The organism is Bacillus sp. GW823-FHT06B01 (genome assembly GCF_058952315.1).
In genome coordinates, this window is record NZ_JBXAHR010000005.1 from 169,086 (window position 1) to 189,844 (window position 20,759).

The window sequence follows — 20,759 nt, forward strand, 5'->3', positions numbered from 1 at the left end:
ATAGTAACGGTTATATGTAATGGGAAAATATTTGGATAAGGAGATGAAGTTACTCATGGTACAAATTCATCCAAAAACACGTATTGGTCATGTTGAATTTAAGGTGTTAGATTTAGAACGTCAAATTGCTTTTTACGAGAATGTTGTAGGTTTAGAAGTAATTAAGCAAGAGGGGAATAAAGCGTATTTATCTGGAAAAGGTGGAAAGAACACGTTACTTGTTCTTGAAAAGTTAGAGGACGGGGTACTGCAAGAGCCGCGTACGACTGGTATATATCATATAGCCTTTTTAGTTCCGACTCGTGAGGCTTTTGCGTCGGCATTATTTGGTGTGATTCGTAATAAGAATGTAATTGATAGTCCGGCTGAGCAAGAGGGACGTTATACATATTCAAATGAAATTTTACCAATTTCAAGGTTTAATAGTGCAAGTGATCATACGTATAGCGAAGCGTTTTATTTACAGGACTTAGAGGGAAATGGTATAGAAATTTATGCAGACCGCCCGCGTGATCAATGGGGAGAAGGACCAGGAGGAAGTACGCCGCTAGATTTAAAAGAACTGGCAACGCTCGTTGATTATGAGGTTGATGGATTACCTGCTAATACTGTCGTTGGGCACGTACATTTACGAATAGCAGATGTAGAGAAGTCACACGAGTTTTATGTAGAGACAGTAGGATTTGAAGTACAACAGCGTGAAGATGACTGCTTATTTATTTCTGCAGGAGGATATCATCACCATATCGGTGCAAATACGTGGAACGGAGTAAATAATCCGCACCCACCGGCATATGCAACTGGATTAAAAGTGTATACGATAGTACTGCCGCATAAAGAAGCGTTAGATGAAGTGAAAGAAAGATTAATAGAAAAACAACATGGAATAAATGAGATTTTAAATGGATTTACTGTAGTAGACCCGAGTGGTATTACAGTACAGTTTGAAATAGAAACAGCATAAAAGAAGTCGGAAGGTGTATAATTACCTTCCGATTTCTTTTTGATACGTAATCCAGGTAGCACAAGGATTGAAAGGAAAGGATTTTAATATCTCCATTGCATATATACTCGTTGAATCGAATTCACCTTGAATGAAAGAATAACCGTGTGTATTTGCATACATAGCTTGTTTGAAAACGAGAAGTTTCAGTAAGGATGCATTTTCTGTATTGTGAGTCCCGCACCATCCTAGTTCTACCGTATTATCCTTTTCTGATGTATGGAGGAAAGAGTACGCAATAATTTCAGTCTCTTCATCTATTATTACAAAGCTCCCATCTAGTAACACATCATCAGCTAAGATCTGTTCTTTCCAAGCTTCGAGCGGGAATGAGGCAACTGGGTTTGCTAAGTGAGTCTCTTCATAATTCGTTTTTACTACGTAGGCTAGTTTTTCAAAGAAGCTATTATTGGATAAAATGTTTGATAAACTTTGTACAGCATAATTTGAATGAAGCATTGTATCGATAGTTATGATTTTTCGTACGTCTAATATTGGCATATATGTTCTTCGGATTTCCGTAAAATTATGTTCCTCAAAAAACGCTTTTAAATGAGCTGATGTTTCCCATATAGAGGTTTGTAATGGTAGTTTGAAGTTTTCTCTTTTTGAAATCTCGTTTAATAAAAATTGTTCAATGTGTAGCTCTGAATAGAACGGATTTGTATACATTCGAAAGTATGTGCAGTATGGATGGAAGTTACTGTTCCACGTGAAAAAGACGCCTACTACATCTTTTTTATAGTAGGCAATATACGCACATTTTGTTTTATTCTCTCGTAATAAGTGAAATAGATAAGAGTCTTCATTATATAAATCAATAAGTTGTTTTACTTGTAGCTCATTACTTCTACTATACTTCTCTATAACAAGAGTATGTTTATTGGTGGACTTCTTCATAGCTCAATCCAAAACCTTCTTACTACATTCCCATCTTCCTCAGTGAAATCATCATCACGAAGCCCACCATTATGTAAAATTGTTTTTTCAGAAGCTGTATTCACTTCGTCACAAACGACAAGTACTTTCTCGATGTTTAATTCCTTCGTTTTTTCTAGAGATAATTTTAATAACTTCGTGGCATAACCTTTTCTTCTTTCAGAAGGGCGAATGCCATAACCGATATGACCGCCAGCGTTAAATAAATGTTCGGTTAAACTATGACGTATATTAACAGCGCCTACAATTCTATTATGATCTGTAACGAGCCAATACGTAGAATCTGGTACCCAAGATTCAGGGAGGTTTATTCCGTTATGAGCATCGTGAAGTTCTTGAATCATTGCCGTGAAATTAGAGGGATCTTTTGAGATAACCCATGGAATCATTGTTTCACCGCTATCTTTCCATTCGTTATAAAAATCTAAGTATTCTTCTTGTAAATCGATAGTAGGTGTAAGTAAAGAGACGTTCATTGTTAGTAAGCTCCTTTATTTATTTAGTATGTATAAAAAAATACGGCTTAAAATGTAAGCGTTTTCCGAAATTTCTCAACCTCATTTCATGGAATCCACCTTTGTTTTTTTAGAAAATTAGTGGAGTTTTAAAATTAGAAGTTATTTATTTTATGTTAATATTTAAAATATTAACATAAAACGGGCGGGGTATTAAGTGTATTTTAGCAAAATTCCTTCATATCGATAAAAGGATGTGTGTGATAATTTTTGTTTTATCTATCTATAATGAATGAAAGGGGGAAGGCTCGTGAGTGTAAATTTTGATTTGATTATACGAATCGGTGTTGCGGGTTTGTTAGGAGCAATAATCGGTATTGAAAGGGAAATTCGATCAAAAGAAGCGGGATTAAAAACACATTTCCTAGTAGCGGTAGGAAGTGCATTAATAATGGTCGTTTCGAAATATGCTTTTTCAGATATTATGAATGAGGAACATATGGCTCTTGATCCGAGCCGTATTGCAGCACAAGTTGTAAGTGGAGTAGGGTTTTTAGGTGCAGGTACAATTATTATTCAAAAGCAGGCGGTGAAAGGGTTAACGACAGCGGCTGGTTTATGGGCTACAGCAGGAATTGGATTAGCAATTGGCGCTGGCATGTATGTAGTAGGCATTGGAGCGACGATTCTAGTTTTAATTGGTTTAGAGATTGTGAGTCGTATTTTTAAGGTGCAATTTTTATTTCCGAAAAATATAACAGTGCAAATGTGTATAAATAAACATGAGGCGGTACAACAAATAATAGAAACTCTACAAGTGAAAGGTATTCCAATACTGTCATATGAAGTGGAAGCTCTACAGCGAGGTACAGAAATAGTTTATAAGGTAGGGATGCAGCTGAAAAATATATCGTCAGAAGAAAAGAATGAATTTATTCAGCGTATGCAAACATTACCGGAAGTTACGTTTATAAAGTTAAAATCATAGCGTTCAAAACGAGGATAGATATAGCAGGAATTTCGCTATTATCTATCTTTTTTGATATAAAATTCACATAAAGTCAAGTGTTAATTTTGCGCGGTATGGATACATATGTGAACGTTCCCTTATTTTTTTCTCAATACAGAATAAAAAGTAAGAATAGTAAAATAATGGTGCGGGACACTAAAAAATGTAAGGTAGGGGAGAGCATGAAAGGCTATTCAAAAAAAGTGTTAGTAGGGGTAAGTTTTGCTAGTTTAATGTTAGGGAGTTTTCAAGGGAGCACATTGGCAGAAAGTAAAAAGGGAGAGCAAGTTTCTTATCGGAATGTGCTCAAAATGGAGCCAGTTGGTGTACAACTGCCAATGCAAGAATTAGCTCATTCATCAAAAGTGCTTGAAAATAAGTCTTTTGAGAAAAGGCTACAATTTGCTGATTTGTCGCAAAGGCCACCTGAAGTAAAAAAAGAAAGTAAGCAATTAGCTGCAGCGAAAACTTATACAATTGCTGAATTAAATCAATTAAACAATCAGCAATTAGTAGATCTACTCGTAACAATTGATTGGGAGCAAATTACAGGTCTATTTCAATTTAATAAGGATAGCCTTGCATTCTATCAAAATGATAGTAGGATGCAGGCAATTATTGATAAATTGAAGCAGCAAGGACAAGCTTATACGAAAGATGATTCTAAAGGGATTGAGACTTTAGTAGAAGTATTACGTTCAGGGTTTTATTTAGGATTTTATCATACAGAATTAAGTAAACTAAATGAGCGGAGCTATCATGATAAATGCTTACCTGCATTAAAAATGATTGCGAATAACCCGAATTTCAAACTCGGTACGTTAGAACAAAATAGAGTAGTATCATCATATGGAAAATTAATAGGAAATGCTTCGAGTGATGTGGAAACGATAACATCAGCTGCAAAGATTTTTAAACAATATAACGATAGTTTTTCTACATTGGTAGACAATCTTTCAGCTGGAAATGCAATTTACGATATTATGCAAGGTGTTGATTACGACATTCAATCGTATTTGTACGATACGAGAAAAACACCGAAAGACACAGTATGGTACCAAAAAATTGATAGCTACATTAATGAATTAAGTCGTTTTGCCTTAATTGGAACGGTGACAGAGAAGAATGGTTGGTTAATTAATAATGGTATTTATTATACAGGTAGACTTGGTACGTTCCATAGTACAGGAACGAAAGGATTGCAAGTTGTAACGGACGCAATGAAAATGTATCCGTATTTAGGAGAACAATATTTCGTAGCCGCTGAGCAAATTGCGACGAACTATGGCGGGAAAGATGCAAATGGAAATGTTGTGAATTTAGATCAAATACGAGAAGATGGGAAGAAAAAGTATTTGCCGAAAACGTATACGTTTGATGATGGGGCAATTGTTTTAAAGGCTGGAGATAAAGTGGCAGAAGAAAAAGTAAAACGTCTATATTGGGCGGCAAAAGAAGTGAAGGCACAATTCCATCGTACAGTTGAAAGTGATCAACCTTTAGAAAAAGGAAATCCTGATGATGTATTAACGATGGTTATTTATAATAGTCCAGCTGAATATCAATTTAATCGTCAATTGTACGGATATGAAACGAATAACGGTGGCCTTTATATAGAAGGAACAGGTACGTTCTTTACTTATGAACGTACGCCAGAAGAAAGTATTTATAGTTTAGAAGAATTGTTCCGACATGAGTTTACTCATTACTTACAAGGTAGATATGAAGTACCAGGGCTTTGGGGACAAGGTAAGATGTATGAGAATGAGAGATTATCTTGGTTTGAGGAAGGGAATGCGGAGTTTTTTGCGGGGGCAACGAGAACGGATAATGTTGTACCGAGAAAGAGCATTATAGGGGGAATATCTTCAAATCCAGCAGAACGTTATACGGCAGAGCGAACGTTAAATGCAAAGTATGGAACGTGGGATTTCTATAATTATTCATTCGCTTTACAATCGTATATGTATAATAAGAGATATGATATGTTTGACAAAGTTCATGATCTTATTAGAAAAAATGATGTAACAGCATATGATGCATACCGCTCTGCATTAAGTAAAGATGCGAATTTAAATAAAGAGTATCAAGACTATATGCAAATGTTAGTCGATAACCGAGAGAAATATAATGTTCCATTAGTATCAGATGATTATTTAGCAACTCACGCACCAAAACCAGTTTCAGATATTGCGACAGAAATTACAGCAGAAGCAAAATTAAGTAATGTATCAGTTAAGAAAAATAAATCACAGTTCTTTAATACATTTACACTGCAAGGAACGTATACGGGTACTACTGCAAAAGGGGAATATGAAGACTGGAAAACAATTACACAACACGTAAATGATACGTTAAAGCGTTTAAGTGCAAAAGAATGGACAGGCTATAAAACAGTAACAGCTTACTTTGTAAATTATCGTGTGAATGCATCAGGACAATTTGAATATGATGTTGTATTCCATGGTATGAATACAGAAGAAGGTGCTGTGAATAAAGCACCAGTTGCGGTTATAAATGGTCCATATAACGGAAATGTAAATGAAGCAATTTCGTTTAAAAGCGATGGATCAAAAGATGAAGATGGGAAAATTGTTGCTTATAAATGGGAGTTTGGTGATGGTACTGTAAGTAATGAACAAAATCCAACTCACGTGTATACTAAAGAAGGAACGTACACTGCAAAATTGACAGTAACAGACGACAAAGGATTAACGAATACTGTTACAACGAATGTAACGCTTCAAAAGAAGGAAGATAACAGTGTAGAAAAAGAGCCAAATAATTCATTCCAAACAGCAAATAAACTGCAATTAAATCAAGTTTTACGTGCTAGTTTAGGAAATGGTGATACGAGTGATTACTTTGAAATAAATGTGGAAACTGCGAAAAACCTACAAATTAATGTAACGAAGGAAAATAATATCGGAGTAAACTGGGTTCTTTATTCAGAAGCAGATTTAAATAATTATGTTACGTATGCCCAGCAAGAAGGGAATAAGTTAGTAGGAAGTTACTACACATATCCAGGGAAATATTATTTACATGTGTATCAGTATGGCGGGGGATCAGGGAATTATACGGTAGAAGTGAAATAGTAAAAAGGTCGCCGTGAGTGGCGACCTTTTTTACGCATTATACCCGAATAATTTTAAATCTTCTCCTGAGTCTGAAATTATCTTTTCGAACTGAAATCCTACTTTTTCTAGAAGCTTTCCTGAATTGATGTTATCAATAGTAGTAATTGCTACAATTCGTTTTAGTCCTAGTTTTTGTACTCCGTATTCGATTACAGCAGAAGCTGATTCAAAGCCATACCCATTTGAACGGAATTTCTCTAAAAAGGCAAAGCCGATATCGACATCTTCTAATGAATCTCTTTTAATAAGTCCGCACATACCAAGTGGAGTGAGATCTTTTTTTCGTTCAACTAAGTAAAGGCCAAATCCCATTTTGTTATACATATCAACAGGGCCGTTTAAGATGTATTTTTTTGCATCTTCTAAGTCTTTAATCCTTTTATCACCAATAAACTGAATCCATGCAGGATCGTTTACTAATTCAAGAATAAATGGAGCATCTTTTATATCAAACCAGCGAAGAACGAGTCGTTCAGTTTCAAGAACTATCAATCCATTGCACCACCTTTAATAGTTATAACAATTAGTATGGGTTGCGAAATACAAAAGTGCAACATATTTTCATTATGCTCTGCTTGTTCACATAAAGTTCGTTTGTTTTGTATAAAGGGATATCCTATAATTAAAATTGATTGTAAAGAGTGAGATGCTTATACAATGACTCCTAGGTGACTAGGAGTTTTTACTATATAACTATCATTATTACTAAATATGACACACTACACATTCTACTCAAGGAGGTACATAATGAAGAAATTATATAATGCATCATTTACGTATTTGATTATCGGTTTATTATCAGGAATTTTCGCCAGGGAGTATGGAAAGTATAAGGGGATTTTAGGCTCTACTTTGTTAAATTTATTGCATACACATACACTTGTACTTGGCTTTTTCTTCTTTTTAATTGCTTTAGGATTAGCAAAAGTATTCGCGTTTCATGAAGCGAAAAGTTTTAATAAGTGGTTTGTTGTACATAATATCGCATTAATTTTAATGTTAGGTTCATTGGCCGCAAGAGGGCTTCTTCAGTTAAATGGAGCGGACTTTAATGGGTTAACTTATATTGTAGGGTTTTCCCATTCGCTGATGGCAGTTACTTTAATTTGGTTTATGTTGTTAATAAAGAAGTCATTTAAAATGTAGTTTTATAGAAAAGAACTTGCGATAGGTATTGCAAGTTCTTTTTGTTTATTCGACAGTCTGAAACGAATTGCATATGTATAAAACTTGAATTATTTAATTTTTCGGATTATTATGTATAAAATAGTTAACATATTTTGTAATTCAAATTTATAGAAAGTAGGAGAGTGTAAGATGGAAATAACGGTAGAGCGTTTAGTAAATGAATTAAAGGGTGTACTTCCCGAAGATCGAGTAGTTGTAAATACGACAGTAAGAGAGTTACATAGTAAAGACGAATCTTATCATACTAGTAGTTTACCTGATGTAGTTGTTTTTCCGAAAACGACTGAAGAGGTTAGTAGGATAATGAAAGTAGCGAGTGAGCATGGAAAACCTGTCGTTCCTTTTGGGGTAGGTTCTAGTTTAGAGGGACATGTTATTCCATATGAAAAAGGAATTACAGTGGACTTTTCGCTTATGAATAAAATACTCGAAATAAGAGAGAAAGATTTCCTTGTAAGAGTACAGCCAGGAGTGACTCGCTCTCAGCTGAATAAAGAATTGAAAAAGTATGGATTGTTTTTTAGTGTAGACCCAGGTGCAGATGCAACGTTAGGTGGAATGGCTGCCACAAATGCGAGCGGAACGACAGCAGTTAAGTATGGGGTAATGCGTGATCAAGTTCGTGATTTAGAAGTCGTTCTTGCTGATGGGGAAGTAATACATACTGGAAATTTAGCAGCGAAGTCATCATCAGGTTACCATTTAAATGGTGTTTTCGTAGGTTCAGAAGGGACGCTTGGATGCTTTACAGAGTTAACATTAAAAGTATACGGCATACCAGAACATGTTATGGCTGCAAGAGCATCGTTTCCAACTATAAATGATGCAATAGAAGCTGTGATTAATATACTACAAGCGGGTATTCCAATTGCGAGAATTGAACTTGTAGATGAATTATCTATGAAACAAGTAAATCATTATAATGAAACAAGTTACAGAGAAGAACCTACACTGTTTTTAGAGTTTCACGGTAATGAAGCAGGACTAAAGCAAGATATTGAATTCACGAAGGAAATTGTTTTTGATCATAAATGTAAAGAAGTTGCTTTTGAAATGGAAACTGCGGCGAGAAATAAATTATGGGATGCGCGGCATAATCTAGCATACTCTTACGTTCATAGCTATCCTGGTAAAAAGCTTATGAGTACAGACGTATGTGTACCAATTTCAGAATTAGCTGGTGCAATCCAACATGCGAAAGAGACGTTAGATAAAGTAGGCCTTGTCGGTGGTATTCTTGGTCATGTAGGAGACGGGAATTTCCACGTGCTCTTAATGATTGATCCGAACGATAAAGAAGAAGTGGAAAAGGCGGACGAAATAAACGAAAGTATCGTTTTATATGCTCTTAAACGAGGTGGAACGTGTACGGGAGAACATGGCGTTGGAATCGGAAAACGGAAGTATCAAGAAGAAGAACATGGGGCGGCATTACTCGTAATGGAAAAAATAAAGAAAGCTCTTGATCCGCAAAATATTTTGAATCCGAATAAAGTTTTTCAGCTGAAGGATAGGGGATGATGGGGTGAAAGTACTAGAAGCGATAAGTAATATAGCTGGAAAGTATTTTGCATTTTGGGTTATTTGTATTGCAGCTATTGCATATTTCATTCCTGGGCCATTTCTTGGGTTAACTAGTTACATAACAATTTTACTTGGAGTTGTTATGTTTGGTATGGGGTTAACATTAAAAGCTGTTGATTTTAAAATCATTGCTACAAAACCATTGCCAGTTATTATCGGTGTATGTGCTCAGTTTATTATTATGCCACTTGTCGCATACGTACTAGCCTACGTTATGAATCTGCCAGCTGAATTAGCAGCTGGATTAGTGTTGCTCGGTTCAGTACCGGGTGGCACTGCGTCAAATGTTATGGTTTATTTAGCGAAAGGGAACTTAGCGTTGTCTATTGCAATGACGTCATTATCAACGTTATTAGCACCAATTGCTACACCTCTTATTTTATTATTACTTGCGGGACAATGGATGCCAGTGAATGCTATGTCTATGTTTCTTTCTATCGTACAAGTCATTATCCTACCAATTATTTTAGGATTAGTAGTGAAGAAATTTTTCCCTAATACTGTTACGAAAGGAATGACTGTTATCCCTTTCATATCAGTTGTAGCAATTATTATTATTGTTTCTGCAGTTGTTTCAGCGAATGTAAGTAGCATTACTTCTTCAGGCCTGCTTATCTTTATTGCAGTGATGCTCCATAATGCATTTGGCTTTTTACTAGGATATATAACAGCGTTCGTACTTGGACTAGACGAAGGGACAAGAAGAGCTATTTCAATAGAAGTAGGAATGCAAAATTCAGGCTTAGGAGTTGCGCTGGCAACAGCACATTTTGGAGCAGCAGCTGCACTTCCAAGTGTATTAGCAGCAGTATGGCATAATATTGCAGGGCCGATATTAGCAACCATCTGGTCAAAAAATGCAAAGAATACTTTTAGTGATGAAAATGTATCGGTAAATATAGAAAAATAGGAATGATAATTAATGCAAAAACGTATTGTACATTTTGAAGGACTAGTTGTTTTATTAACTACCATTTATACGTATTCGATATATGAATTTAGTTGGATTATATTTTTGATATTCCTTTTAGCACCGGATCTATCAATGTTAGCGTATAGTATAAATAATCATGTTGGTGCTAAAATTTATAATATATGTCACACATATATTATATCTATATTCATAGCTATCATAGGTGTCTATTTTAAGATAGATACCGTTATAATGATTGGGTTAATATGGACAGCACATATTGGGATGGATCGAATGTTTGGATATGGATTGAAATATGAGACGGATTTTAAGAATACTCATATTCAAAGGTTATAAATTGTTTTGGGGAGAGAGATACATTGAAACAGAGAATTACAATCGAAGAATATAACATCAAATGGGAAAGTGAATTCAATAAATTACAAACTATTATTAACGATGCAATGGAAGAACTTGTTTTATCCGTTGAACATGTGGGAAGTACAGCTGTTAAAGGACTTGTATCAAAACCAATATTAGATATTGCTATAGTAATAGAAGAGTACGAAATTTTTCCTGAAGTAGTAAAAAGCCTTGAAACGATAGGGTATTATCATCAAGGTGACTGGAGCTTCAAAGGGAGAGAGGCGTTTGGTAGAAAGGATGCTTTCGTTCCATGGAACGGGGAAAGTACAGTTTGGATGGAACATCATTTGTATGTGTGTGACAAAAATAGCGAAGAGTTAAGAAGACATATAGCGTTTCGAGATTACCTTCGTGAACATGAAGATGTTGCTGTTGAATATGGACGATTAAAGAAAGAATTAGCAAGAGAATCGAAAAATAGAGCGAGCTATAGTGAAGGTAAGACGGCATTTATTACAAATATATTAGGGAAAATAAACTAAGGCGGCATGGAATACATGCTGTCTATTCTTTTTAGAAAGCTGCCATTGTAAAACAAATACAAACTGGCCCTGTTGATTGATGCAATTACTAAATATAATAGGAAATAAAATAGAAAAGAGCGGAAAAGAGGGAGTTTATGTACATACCAAAACATTTCGCAATACAAGATGAAGAGATGAAGTACGAAATAATAGAACAAAATAGCTTTGCGACATTATTTTCTCAACATAACGGGGAACCATATGCAACGCATTTGCCGTTGTTATTAAATAGGGAGACTCTAACTTTACATGGCCACTTCGCGCGTCCGAATGAACAGTGGAAAGATAGTGGGAATCAAGAAGTATTAGCTATATTCCAAGGACCACATAGCTACATATCGCCGTCGTGGTATGAAACAAACAATGCAGTGCCAACATGGAATTACGTTGCAGTACATGTATACGGTGAATTAGAAATTGTTGAAGATGAACAGGAATTATTAAATTCTCTTCAAGATTTAGTACATACATATGAAAATCCAAAGAGTACCTATTCACTTGATGATGTAGATCCGAATTATATGGGAGGATTAAGTAAGGGAATAGTTGGGTTTAAAGTAAAGATAAATAAAATAGAAGGGAAAGCGAAGTTAAGTCAAAATCATTCTGTAGAAAGAAGAAAATTAGTTGTAGAGAAACTTGAGGAAGTTGGTAGTGAGGGGAGTAGGGGGATTGCTAGAATGATGACGTGGAATTCGTTGTGATAGAAAAAACAAGTTATATATTATTGATTTTGGTCATGTAAATGAAATAAGAGAGCTAAGAAAAAGAAGCAAAAGTTTCAACGAATAAAAATGAAGTCATACGATAATGCATGACTTCATTTTTTTCGCGTGAAAAAATGTATAGATCAACCGCCTCCATCACCTACAGAAAGGCTTTGTATCTTAGTATTAGAATGATCCAACTTTGTTGGACTTGTTATACCAGTACTAAATGCTAGAATTGTAACGATCCCCATAAAACTTAAGAGTAATTTTTTCATTTTAATCCTCCTTTAGCATTTGCTTTTTTCTTTGCTTGTAATGCCATATAAAAATATTTACTTGCTTCAGAATGTTCGTTTTCATCATAGAATTTAATTGCCAATGTTTCATATTGTTCCTGAACATCTTCATATAATTCTTCGCGTTCGAAATATTTAATTCCTGCTAATGCTATTTTTTCAAATGTTTTAGCAGGTGAACTGTTATTTAGTTCTTGTAAAATCATAAAGCGATGTTGGAACTCCTCTTGTTTTAGTTCGTTACTAATACTTAATCCCCTTTTTATTAGCTCGTCTGCGACGCTAAGTTCCTTTAATTTGTAGTATTCTAAAGCGCTAGCAAAGATAGCTTTATAATGATTTGGGGATTTCTCGATAACTTCAGAGAGATAACGAATAGCTAATGCATTAAGATTTTGATTTGAATACATCCATCCTAAGTTATGTCGAACCATTAAAATGAATTTTTCTTCTCCTGTTTTTTGGAATTGATTCATTGCAGCTGTAAAGTGTTCTTCAGCAAGTTCCCATTCTTTTAAGTTTATACATGCTAAACCTAAAATGTTATCACAAAAAGCTACATTCACTTCATATCCTAGATGATTAGAAAACATATCTTTAGCTTTTGTTACTTCTTTGATGGCTTGAAGTGCTTGCTGATTATCATAGTAGGAATATCCTAGTTTATAGTAGAACTCTGCTTTTTCAATTTCATCTGGAATGTATTGAAGCAAAGCTTCAGCTTTATCATAATGTTTTCTCGCTAGTATATAGTTTCCAATTGCATCTGAGTGAATAGCTTTAAAGAAATGATAGTAATATGATAAGAAATTATTTGTTGGAATTTCAAACGACTCAATTTTATTAAAACTGTCTTTAGAGACGCCTAAGTTATCAATTAAATAATTATATCGGAAATTTAGTAAAGAATAATAGAGCAATAAGTTTTGATCAGGTATACCTTTTGGATAGTCGTTTTTTAAAATGTTGATTTTATTATCTATTTGTTCTTTAAAACGGTTTGCGCTATCAATGCGTCTTAAACGGATTTCTATGTACCATTCATTTAATAGTTGTGTGATTTGTTCACTTTTAGTGGATGTAAACATGAAGATTCCTCCTTTTTAGAATATTCTTATAAATAACGATAACAAAAATAATAATACTAAAAAGCAAAACTTATATTTCTCAACATTTTTCACGAAGATAATCAATTAATATGATTGGAATAGTGATATATGTGTGGTTTGATTGGAGTACAATTTATGCCTATGTAAAAAATGTGCCTTCAATAATTGAAAGCACATTAAAAGAGATTAAACAATCAAGTCCCACAAAAAGTACGATAAGGACGATTCGTCGGTGCAGGTGGAATGCAGTATTCTTCTTGCTCTGTAGCATAAGCATAAGGATTTGATAGAGCTTCAAGAAGTTTTTCCATTACGCTATAGTCGCCGTTTGTAACAGCTGCTTCTAAAGCTTCTTCTACGCGGTGATTCCTTGGGATGATGGATGGGTTATTATTTTTCATCATTTCGTAGGCATTTTCTTTCGATTCTTCTTGTTTTTCTAATCGAGATTGCCACAGTTTGTACCATTCTTTAAATTCTGGACTTTCGAATAGAGGCGTATTTTCTAACGTATCAAGAGTTAATGAACGGAATGTATTTGTATAATCTGCCTTATATTTCTCCATCATTTTTAAAAGTTGCTCAATAAGTGAATGATCTTGTTCTTCGTCGCTAAATAGTCCTAATTTCTTTTTCATTCCAATGAACCACTGTTTTTCATATTGTACGCTAAATTTTGAAATTTCGTCTTGAGCAATTTTTAATGCTTCTTCTTCATCTTCATGCAGAATTGGTATTAAAGATTCTGCTAGTCGCGCCAGGTCCCATGCGGCCATATATGGTTGATTTCCATATGCGTAGCGACCTTGTGTATCAATAGAGCTAAATACAGTTCCTTGGTCGTAATTGTCCATAAATGCACAAGGGCCGTAATCAATCGTTTCTCCACTAATCGTTATATTGTCAGTGTTCATTACGCCATGGATAAATCCAACAAGTTGCCATTTAGCGATGAGGCTTGCTTGTTTCTTTATGACTTCTCGTAGTAATGCAGTATATCGGTTTTCATGAGCTTCAATTTCTGGATAATGTCTTTTTATCGTATAGTCAGCTAGTGATTGTAGATCCTCGATAGAACCACGAGCAGCAGCATATTGAAATGTGCCGACACGTATATGACTGCTAGCGACTCTAGTTAAAATTGCTCCAGGTAACTTTGTTTCCCGATATGTTGGCTCGCCTGTTGTGACAACTGCTAAACTGCGAGTAGTTGGAATATCAAGTGCATACATTGCTTCACTAATAATATACTCACGTAGCATCGGACCGAGTGCAGCACGACCATCACCACGGCGTGAATACGGAGTAGGTCCAGAACCTTTCAGTTGAATGTCAAAACGTTTATCTGAAGGAGTAATTTGTTCGCCAATTAAAAGAGCACGACCGTCGCCTAACATATTAAAATGCCCGAATTGATGACCTGCATACGCTTGTGCTAATGGATGAGCTCCTTCTGGGAGTGCATTACCAGCGAAAATAGCAATTTCGACTTCTTTCTTCAGTTCTTCAGGATTAAAGCCAAGAGATATTGCTAGCGAATGATTTAGTTTAACTAGCTCCGGTGAACTTACTGGAGTAGGGGGGATTTCTGTATAAAATGATTGTGGTAAAGTTGTATAACTATTATCTAAATTCCAACCAGCTTCATTATTTTTAGTCATTTTATCTCCTCCTTGTTTATTTTTTATTATGTATTTGTACGTATGTATTCTTTGTAAAATTAGTTAAAAGTATAATATGATATTTCCCCTTAAAATCTATTGTAAGGACTTCAGTGTGCTATGTCTATTCAACAGCAAATATAAAAACTCCATTTAAAAAAATGGAGTTTTTATTACTACTTAATTTTTACGATTATTTTTCCTTTTGCTCTTCCACCCTCTGAATATTCCATTGCTTTTTGAGTATCTTCAAAAGGGAAAACTCGATCGATTACCGGTTTGATTCTTCCAGCTTCAATATAGTTTGCGATAGTACGTAATTGATCTCCGCTTGGTTTCATAAATAAAAATGAATATTGCACATTATGCTTTTTTTCAAGTGCAGTAAGTTTTCTACTTGCTAATGAAAATAAGAGTGTTTTAAAAAATCCGGAACCAAATTCTTTACCGAAACGAGCATTCGGCATTCCTGAAACGGAAACGATGTTGCCGCCACTTTTTATAATATTGAATGATTTTTCAAGTGTTGTCCCGCCGATTGTATCAAATACTGCATCATAATCTTTTAGTATTTCTTCAAAATTCTCTGTTTTGTAATTAATAATTTCATCTGCGCCAAGAGACTTTACTAAATTCGCACCAGCTTCACTAGCAGTCGTTGTAACAGTGGCACCCATTATTTTTGCTAACTGAATTGCGAAAGTACCAACACCACCAGATCCAGCGTGAATTAATATTTTTTGTCCTTTTTGTAAGTGCATAATGTCATGTAGTGCTTGATATGATGTTAAACCAACGAGTGGAATCGACGCTGCTTCCTCAAAACTTAAATTCTTTGGTTTTAAAGCTATATCATCTTCATGAATGGCTATATATTCCGCGAAAGTACCGATTTTATTTTTTCTTGGACGTGCATATATTTCATCACCAACTTTAAAACGAGTCACTTTTGATCCAACCTTTACGATGACACCGGAAAAATCATTACCAAGGATTAGGGGCATTTCATATTTAAGTAACATCTTTACTTTTCCATCACGTATTTTAAAGTCAATTGGGTTAATACTAGCTGCATGAATTTCTGCGAGCACTTCATGTTCATTTATTTCAGGAGTAGGTACTTCTGCCATACGCATTGGAACTTTCCCGTATTTATCAATTATCATTGCTTTCATTTCTTATACCTCCAAATTTCAATAAAAGTTGTGTAATAGCTTTTCAATATTTAATACAAGATTTTTTAATAAACTTAATTTTGTACGTATATCAATATAATAAAAGTTTTTTGTACCTTCTTTTCGCATTAAAATAATACCGGCTTCTCGTAAAATCCTAAGGTGATGCGATACTGCTGGTCGAGAAAGGTGTGTTTGTTTCGTAATTTCTCCTACACGTAATCCGGTTTGACATTCCGTTTTCATGAGAACTAACAAAATAGCTTGACGTGTTTCATCGCCAATTGCCAATAATACTTTTTGAGAATCAATAAAATCTTTTTTTATAACATTTAATTGTTCTTGTTTATTCATTTCAATCACTTTACCTCCTGGTAATTAGTCGAAAGGTTTAAGATGATGAACCATTACATCGATACGGTAATGCTACATGATTCTAGTATGAGCTGCAATATTGGGAAAGAAAATCGAGACGAATGAAATTTTATGTGTTGATAATGGTAGGGGATAGAAAAGGGTTACATACTAGAATGGTAAAATTTTTAAAAATAGAAAATGATTTCATAATATACTGTTTACAGAAGATAAAGGATAAGGGTTTTATAAAAAATAAGCGGTCGTAACCCTGTATAACTACTTATAGGGTTACGACCGCTTATAGTGTTTTTATTATTTTGGTGTTTACTAAAGTGAGTTGTTTCGTTTTACTCTTTCATACATGCATAATGCAAGCAGATTATAGATATATGAAAAAGTAAAAGTAATTTGGGGCGTAATCTATCTATATGATAATTTAAAATGAAATATAAGTCTATATCTTTGTTGTTTTTTTGATTATATTTATGTCACTGAGCTCAGAACAATGATGTGGAGGGTAAATATATGAAATCGAATGATGTACCAGTTTTAATTGTTGGGGGAGGATTATCAGGATTAGCATCTGCGCTATTCCTTGCAAAACATAACATTAATTATTTACTGCTTGAAAGGCATCAGTCTACTGCAATTCACCCGAAAGCAGGTGGAATCACTTTTCGTACGATGGAGTTATTTCGAGAATTGGGTTTAGAACAAAGAATTAGATTGGCGGGTAAAGCGTTAGAAAATTGCCGAGGAAGAATAGCAGTTCATACAATAGCTGAGGTGAATAAGGAAGAATTGGCACAAATGAGGGCGAATCAGTATGGAAACGATGAAAAGTTACTTCGAAAAATAGAAGAGATTAGTCCATCAAAACAAACAGCTTGTTATCAAATTACTTTAGAAGAGATGATGTTACAAGAAACGAGAACATTAGGCGGAGAAGTATCTTTTTATCATGAATTAGTTTCTTATGAACAAAATGAGCACGGAGTAATAGCAACGATTCGGAATCGTGAAACGGAAGAAGAAAGTATTATTCATTGTGACTATGTAATTGCAGCAGATGGGGCAAAAAGCAAAATACGTGAGCAACTAGGGGTAAGTACTGAGGGACGAGGTACAATCGGTGGCTATTATATGAATATTTATTTTGAAGCGGATTTAAGTGAGTTTATACAAGGAGATGCATTTGGTTTTTCTATGGTACTTCATCCGGAAGTTCTTGGTGCGCTTATTCCAGTTGATAACGAAAGAAAATGGATTTACCATGTATCCTACGATCCATTAAAAGGAGAGCGACCAGAGGATTTCACTATAGAACGTTGTAAACAAATTATTCAAACAGCAATTGGCAACACAAAGGTCGAGTCAAAAATAGTAAGTGTTTTACCGTGGGAGGCGAGTGAAAGTACGGCTACAAAATTTCAAGATAATCGCATTTTTTTAGTTGGTGATTCAGCACATATTATGCCCCCAACTGGAGGATTCGGTTCAAATACAGGAATACAAGATGCGCATAACTTAGCTTGGAAATTAGCAGCTGTTATAAAAGGGAAAGCAAATCCAAAATTGTTAGAAACATATCATAAAGAGAGATATCCTGTTGCAAAATTAACGACAGAGTATGCGAGTAGTTTATTGTTCCGTGCTGCAAGTAGAGAGGAAGGCAGTTTGAATAATATGGATGGATTAGCTGTAACTGTTGGGTATCATTATAGTTCAGATGCAATAATAGATGACTCAGCTACTCCACATAGAATGGATATCGTAGAGTTGAACGGAAGACCTGGAACGCGAGCACCACATTTTTTTGGAATGTATGAGGAGAAAGAAGTCTCTGTCCTTGATTTATTAGGTAACGATTTTGCTTTGCTTACTGGAGCAGAAAATGATTCTTGGGCTGAATCAGCACATACTGTTTCAGCTACATTAGGAGTAACTATAAAAGTGTATCGCATTGGTTTAAGTGGAGATTTTGTTGCTCAAGAAGATATTTTCAGAAAATTATATGGGATAGAGAATGGAGGAGCTGTATTAATTAGACCAGATGGCTTTATAGGATGGCATTCGGCAAAAGCAGTGGTAAATCCAGATGTAATGCTGGAAGAGGTAATGAGAAATGTATTATGTGATTTTTAAGTAAATACAGAAATACTTTCTTATATGTCTCACTTTACTGAAAAAATAATATTCACAAATTTTAATAGGTTTGGTATGATTAATTTCGACAAGTTAATCGAGGCCAGAGATATTTGAGATAAGCCATAAATTTATTTAGGGATACAGAAGTGTCCTCTAAATAATTTATGGCTTTTTTTATTGGATGAGCCGTACACAATAGAGAAGTTACATGTGGAAAGGAGGGCTATAGAAAATAAATAGTTTTCTATATTAATAACATAGAGAAAGTATATTCGTAAGACTGAAATTTTAATATAAGCTTATAAAAATAATGAAAGTATATCTTCTATTTCGTGTAAATCTCATTAACTTGTTGAAATTTGCAGCGTAGGAAGGGTTAGAAGGATGAGAAAAATTATTAGCGCGTTCGTTATTTTCTTTATGATGGGAAGTATCTTTGCTGGGGGAGCTGTTCATGCGAAAGCAGAAGGGAAGCATGAATGGAATACGAATAAGTTTTTAAATATTGCACATCGCGGAGCAAGTGGACATGCACCTGAGCATACTTTTGCTTCTTATGATTTAGTGAAAAAAATGAAAGCGGATTATTTGGAGTTAGATATTCAATTAACTAAGGATGGCCAATTAATTGCAATGCATGATACAGCAGTTGATCGTACTACAAATGGAACAGGGGAAGTACGAGATAAAACATTAAGTGAAATAAAAAGCTTAGATGCAGGATCGTGGTTCAATAAAGCTTATCCAGAAAAGGCTAAGCAAGAGTACGTTGGTCAAAAGGTTCCGACACTAGAAGAAATTTTCCAAAAGTACGGAAGAAGCATGAAGTATTACATTGAAACAAAGTCACCAGATGTGTATCCAGGAATGGAAGAGAAATTATTGGCTTTATTAAAAAAATATAATTTAGTAGGTCAAAACATGTCTTCTAGCCGTGTTATGATTCAATCATTTAGTAAAGATAGTTTAACAAAGATTCATAGTATGAATAAAAATATTCCGTTAGTTCAACTGCTTTGGTATTATCCAAATGAAAACAATGAGATTGTTGAATGGTCTGGCATTACACATGAACCGAAAAGTGTAACAAATGAAGATTTTCAAGAAATTAAAAAGTATGCAGTTGGTATTGGACCGAACTTACGCAATGATAACGGAGAACTAATTATTGATGAGTCATATATGAAAATGGCTAGAAATAATGGTCTGTTAATTCACCCTTATACAATTAATGAGAAACTAGATATGCGATTGTTAATTAAATGGGGTGCTACAGGAATGTTTACAAATTATCCTGATCGATTACATAGTGTACTAAAAGAAAAATAAGTGAGATAGGATAAAAGGTATACCGACGTTTTGGTATACCTTTTTCTATTATGCTAGATTATAGTAGTAGGATACATATTCTTCTAAGCCTTGAACTTCTTTTTCAGGCGGCTCAATGCCACCTTTTCTACCGTAGCAAATATTTCTCAAGTATTCTCCAAAAATCATAGAGCGGCTTTTCTCATTTTCCATCCAATTATATCTATTAATGATAAACTCGCCATCGAAACTTGTATCAAATGTATATGGAATACAAGTAACAGTGTTAGGAAGATGTTTTTTCAATACTCTATATTGCCGACCGGCTCCTAAACTTTTGCAAACAAATAGTAGCCGATTAATTTTTGTGAAATCAAAAATCTTTTTCGCTTCCATTGCATTAGCGATAGAATGGAGGGAATTTGTCTCGAATAGGATAGCGTCTCTGGGTACGCCATGTTCAATTAATTTATGTACAATTACTTCTGCTTCTGACAAATTCCCGTAATTCCAGCTTGGATGTTTCATGCCATGCAAACTAGTACCACCTGTAACGATAATTTTATTTCCTAAACCTTGTCGATAAGCTTTTAGTGGAGTTTGCCAATTGCCAGGATGAGAACCGCCGAAAACGAAAATGGCATCACATTTTTGTGGTGTTATTTCTTTTAGAAAAGTGATTTCTGTAATTTGATCGATTTGTTTTTTCGTAAGATTAGGGACATCAGGATATTTAGGGATTACCATTTGAAAACCTCCTATATAGTGAAGTGATAAATTCATTATATAGCGATTTTGTCAAGTGAAAAAAGGG

20 protein-coding genes are annotated in these 20,759 nt (G+C 34.6%); 11 read left to right on the top strand and 9 right to left on the bottom strand.

Annotation, left to right across the window (positions count from 1 at the left end):
* Positions 1-55: 55 nt before the first annotated feature.
* On the top strand, positions 56-964 hold the full coding sequence (locus AC1Q8N_RS22410; RefSeq protein ID WP_048543916.1) for a VOC family protein: 909 nt from the start codon (positions 56-58) through the stop codon (positions 962-964).
* Between the two features lie 21 nt (positions 965-985).
* Here the strand turns inward: AC1Q8N_RS22410 and AC1Q8N_RS22415 are convergent, their stop codons facing one another.
* Both AC1Q8N_RS22415 and AC1Q8N_RS22420 read right to left on the bottom strand, forming a co-directional pair.
* Positions 986-1,903, bottom strand: coding sequence for a hypothetical protein (locus tag AC1Q8N_RS22415; protein WP_048543914.1), 918 nt, complete (start codon positions 1,901-1,903; stop codon positions 986-988).
* A complete protein-coding gene (locus AC1Q8N_RS22420) occupies positions 1,900-2,418 on the bottom strand; it encodes a GNAT family N-acetyltransferase (RefSeq protein WP_048543912.1) in 519 nt (172 codons plus the stop codon). Before AC1Q8N_RS22420 ends, AC1Q8N_RS22415 begins: the two co-directional genes overlap by 4 nt.
* Positions 2,419-2,707: 289 nt before the next feature.
* Here AC1Q8N_RS22420 and AC1Q8N_RS22425 point away from each other — a divergent pair, with 289 nt between their 5' ends.
* Both AC1Q8N_RS22425 and colA read left to right on the top strand, forming a co-directional pair.
* Positions 2,708-3,385: an MgtC/SapB family protein gene (locus AC1Q8N_RS22425; protein WP_098068282.1), complete on the top strand. Its 678-nt coding sequence runs from the start codon at positions 2,708-2,710 to the stop codon at positions 3,383-3,385.
* A gap of 203 nt (positions 3,386-3,588) precedes the next feature.
* Positions 3,589-6,504, top strand: coding sequence for a collagenase ColA (gene colA / locus AC1Q8N_RS22430; protein WP_493521386.1), 2,916 nt, complete (start codon positions 3,589-3,591; stop codon positions 6,502-6,504).
* A gap of 30 nt (positions 6,505-6,534) precedes the next feature.
* Here colA and AC1Q8N_RS22435 read toward each other — a convergent pair whose 3' ends face one another.
* The gene (locus AC1Q8N_RS22435; protein WP_098077993.1) at positions 6,535-7,038 is read right to left on the bottom strand and encodes a GNAT family N-acetyltransferase; all 504 of its coding nucleotides are present in this window, start codon (positions 7,036-7,038) and stop codon (positions 6,535-6,537) included.
* A gap of 255 nt (positions 7,039-7,293) precedes the next feature.
* Between AC1Q8N_RS22435 and AC1Q8N_RS22440 the strand changes: the two genes are divergently transcribed.
* The 6 genes from AC1Q8N_RS22440 to AC1Q8N_RS22465 all read left to right on the top strand — a co-directional run bounded on the left by AC1Q8N_RS22440 (position 7,294) and on the right by AC1Q8N_RS22465 (position 11,885).
* Complete coding sequence (locus AC1Q8N_RS22440) at positions 7,294-7,692, top strand: DUF2871 family protein (protein WP_087984040.1); 399 nt, start codon at positions 7,294-7,296, stop codon at positions 7,690-7,692.
* 171 nt (positions 7,693-7,863) lie between these two features.
* Positions 7,864-9,255: an FAD-binding oxidoreductase gene (locus AC1Q8N_RS22445; RefSeq protein ID WP_098077996.1), complete on the top strand. Its 1,392-nt coding sequence runs from the start codon at positions 7,864-7,866 to the stop codon at positions 9,253-9,255.
* 4 nt (positions 9,256-9,259) lie between these two features.
* Positions 9,260-10,228, top strand: a complete 969-nt coding sequence (locus AC1Q8N_RS22450) for a bile acid:sodium symporter family protein (RefSeq protein ID WP_098077999.1) — start codon at positions 9,260-9,262, stop codon at positions 10,226-10,228.
* Positions 10,229-10,240: 12 nt separating this feature from the next.
* Entirely contained in the window at positions 10,241-10,588 is a 348-nt protein-coding gene (locus AC1Q8N_RS22455; protein ID WP_048543902.1) for a DUF4260 domain-containing protein, read from the top strand.
* 23 nt (positions 10,589-10,611) lie between these two features.
* A complete protein-coding gene (locus tag AC1Q8N_RS22460) occupies positions 10,612-11,139 on the top strand; it encodes a GrpB family protein (protein ID WP_000813602.1) in 528 nt (175 codons plus the stop codon).
* Positions 11,140-11,276: 137 nt separating this feature from the next.
* A complete protein-coding gene (locus tag AC1Q8N_RS22465) occupies positions 11,277-11,885 on the top strand; it encodes an FMN-binding negative transcriptional regulator (protein WP_493521387.1) in 609 nt (202 codons plus the stop codon).
* 146 nt (positions 11,886-12,031) lie between these two features.
* Here AC1Q8N_RS22465 and AC1Q8N_RS22470 read toward each other — a convergent pair whose 3' ends face one another.
* The 5 genes from AC1Q8N_RS22470 to AC1Q8N_RS22490 form a co-directional block, all read right to left on the bottom strand.
* A complete protein-coding gene (locus AC1Q8N_RS22470) occupies positions 12,032-12,166 on the bottom strand; it encodes a Phr family secreted Rap phosphatase inhibitor (protein ID WP_000735069.1) in 135 nt (44 codons plus the stop codon).
* Complete coding sequence (locus AC1Q8N_RS22475) at positions 12,163-13,275, bottom strand: response regulator aspartate phosphatase (protein ID WP_048543894.1); 1,113 nt, start codon at positions 13,273-13,275, stop codon at positions 12,163-12,165. Before AC1Q8N_RS22475 ends, AC1Q8N_RS22470 begins: the two co-directional genes overlap by 4 nt.
* Before the next feature lie 215 nt (positions 13,276-13,490).
* Positions 13,491-14,957 carry a protein adenylyltransferase SelO gene (locus AC1Q8N_RS22480; RefSeq protein ID WP_098048286.1) on the bottom strand — a complete coding sequence of 489 codons (1,467 nt, stop codon included), beginning with the start codon at positions 14,955-14,957 and terminating at the stop codon, positions 13,491-13,493.
* 176 nt (positions 14,958-15,133) lie between these two features.
* Positions 15,134-16,132: an NADP-dependent oxidoreductase gene (locus tag AC1Q8N_RS22485; protein ID WP_000646410.1), complete on the bottom strand. Its 999-nt coding sequence runs from the start codon at positions 16,130-16,132 to the stop codon at positions 15,134-15,136.
* 18 nt (positions 16,133-16,150) lie between these two features.
* Entirely contained in the window at positions 16,151-16,495 is a 345-nt protein-coding gene (locus tag AC1Q8N_RS22490) for an ArsR/SmtB family transcription factor (RefSeq protein WP_048543892.1), read from the bottom strand.
* A gap of 519 nt (positions 16,496-17,014) precedes the next feature.
* Between AC1Q8N_RS22490 and AC1Q8N_RS22495 the strand changes: the two genes are divergently transcribed.
* Together AC1Q8N_RS22495 and AC1Q8N_RS22500 are read left to right on the top strand one after the other, a co-directional pair.
* On the top strand, positions 17,015-18,634 hold the full coding sequence (locus AC1Q8N_RS22495; RefSeq protein WP_493521388.1) for an FAD-dependent oxidoreductase: 1,620 nt from the start codon (positions 17,015-17,017) through the stop codon (positions 18,632-18,634).
* Between the two features lie 387 nt (positions 18,635-19,021).
* On the top strand, positions 19,022-19,966 hold the full coding sequence (locus AC1Q8N_RS22500) for a glycerophosphodiester phosphodiesterase (RefSeq protein ID WP_048543887.1): 945 nt from the start codon (positions 19,022-19,024) through the stop codon (positions 19,964-19,966).
* A gap of 48 nt (positions 19,967-20,014) precedes the next feature.
* Here the strand turns inward: AC1Q8N_RS22500 and AC1Q8N_RS22505 are convergent, their stop codons facing one another.
* Positions 20,015-20,692, bottom strand: coding sequence for a YdcF family protein (locus AC1Q8N_RS22505; RefSeq protein WP_048543884.1), 678 nt, complete (start codon positions 20,690-20,692; stop codon positions 20,015-20,017).
* Between the last annotated feature and the right edge of the window lie 67 nt (positions 20,693-20,759).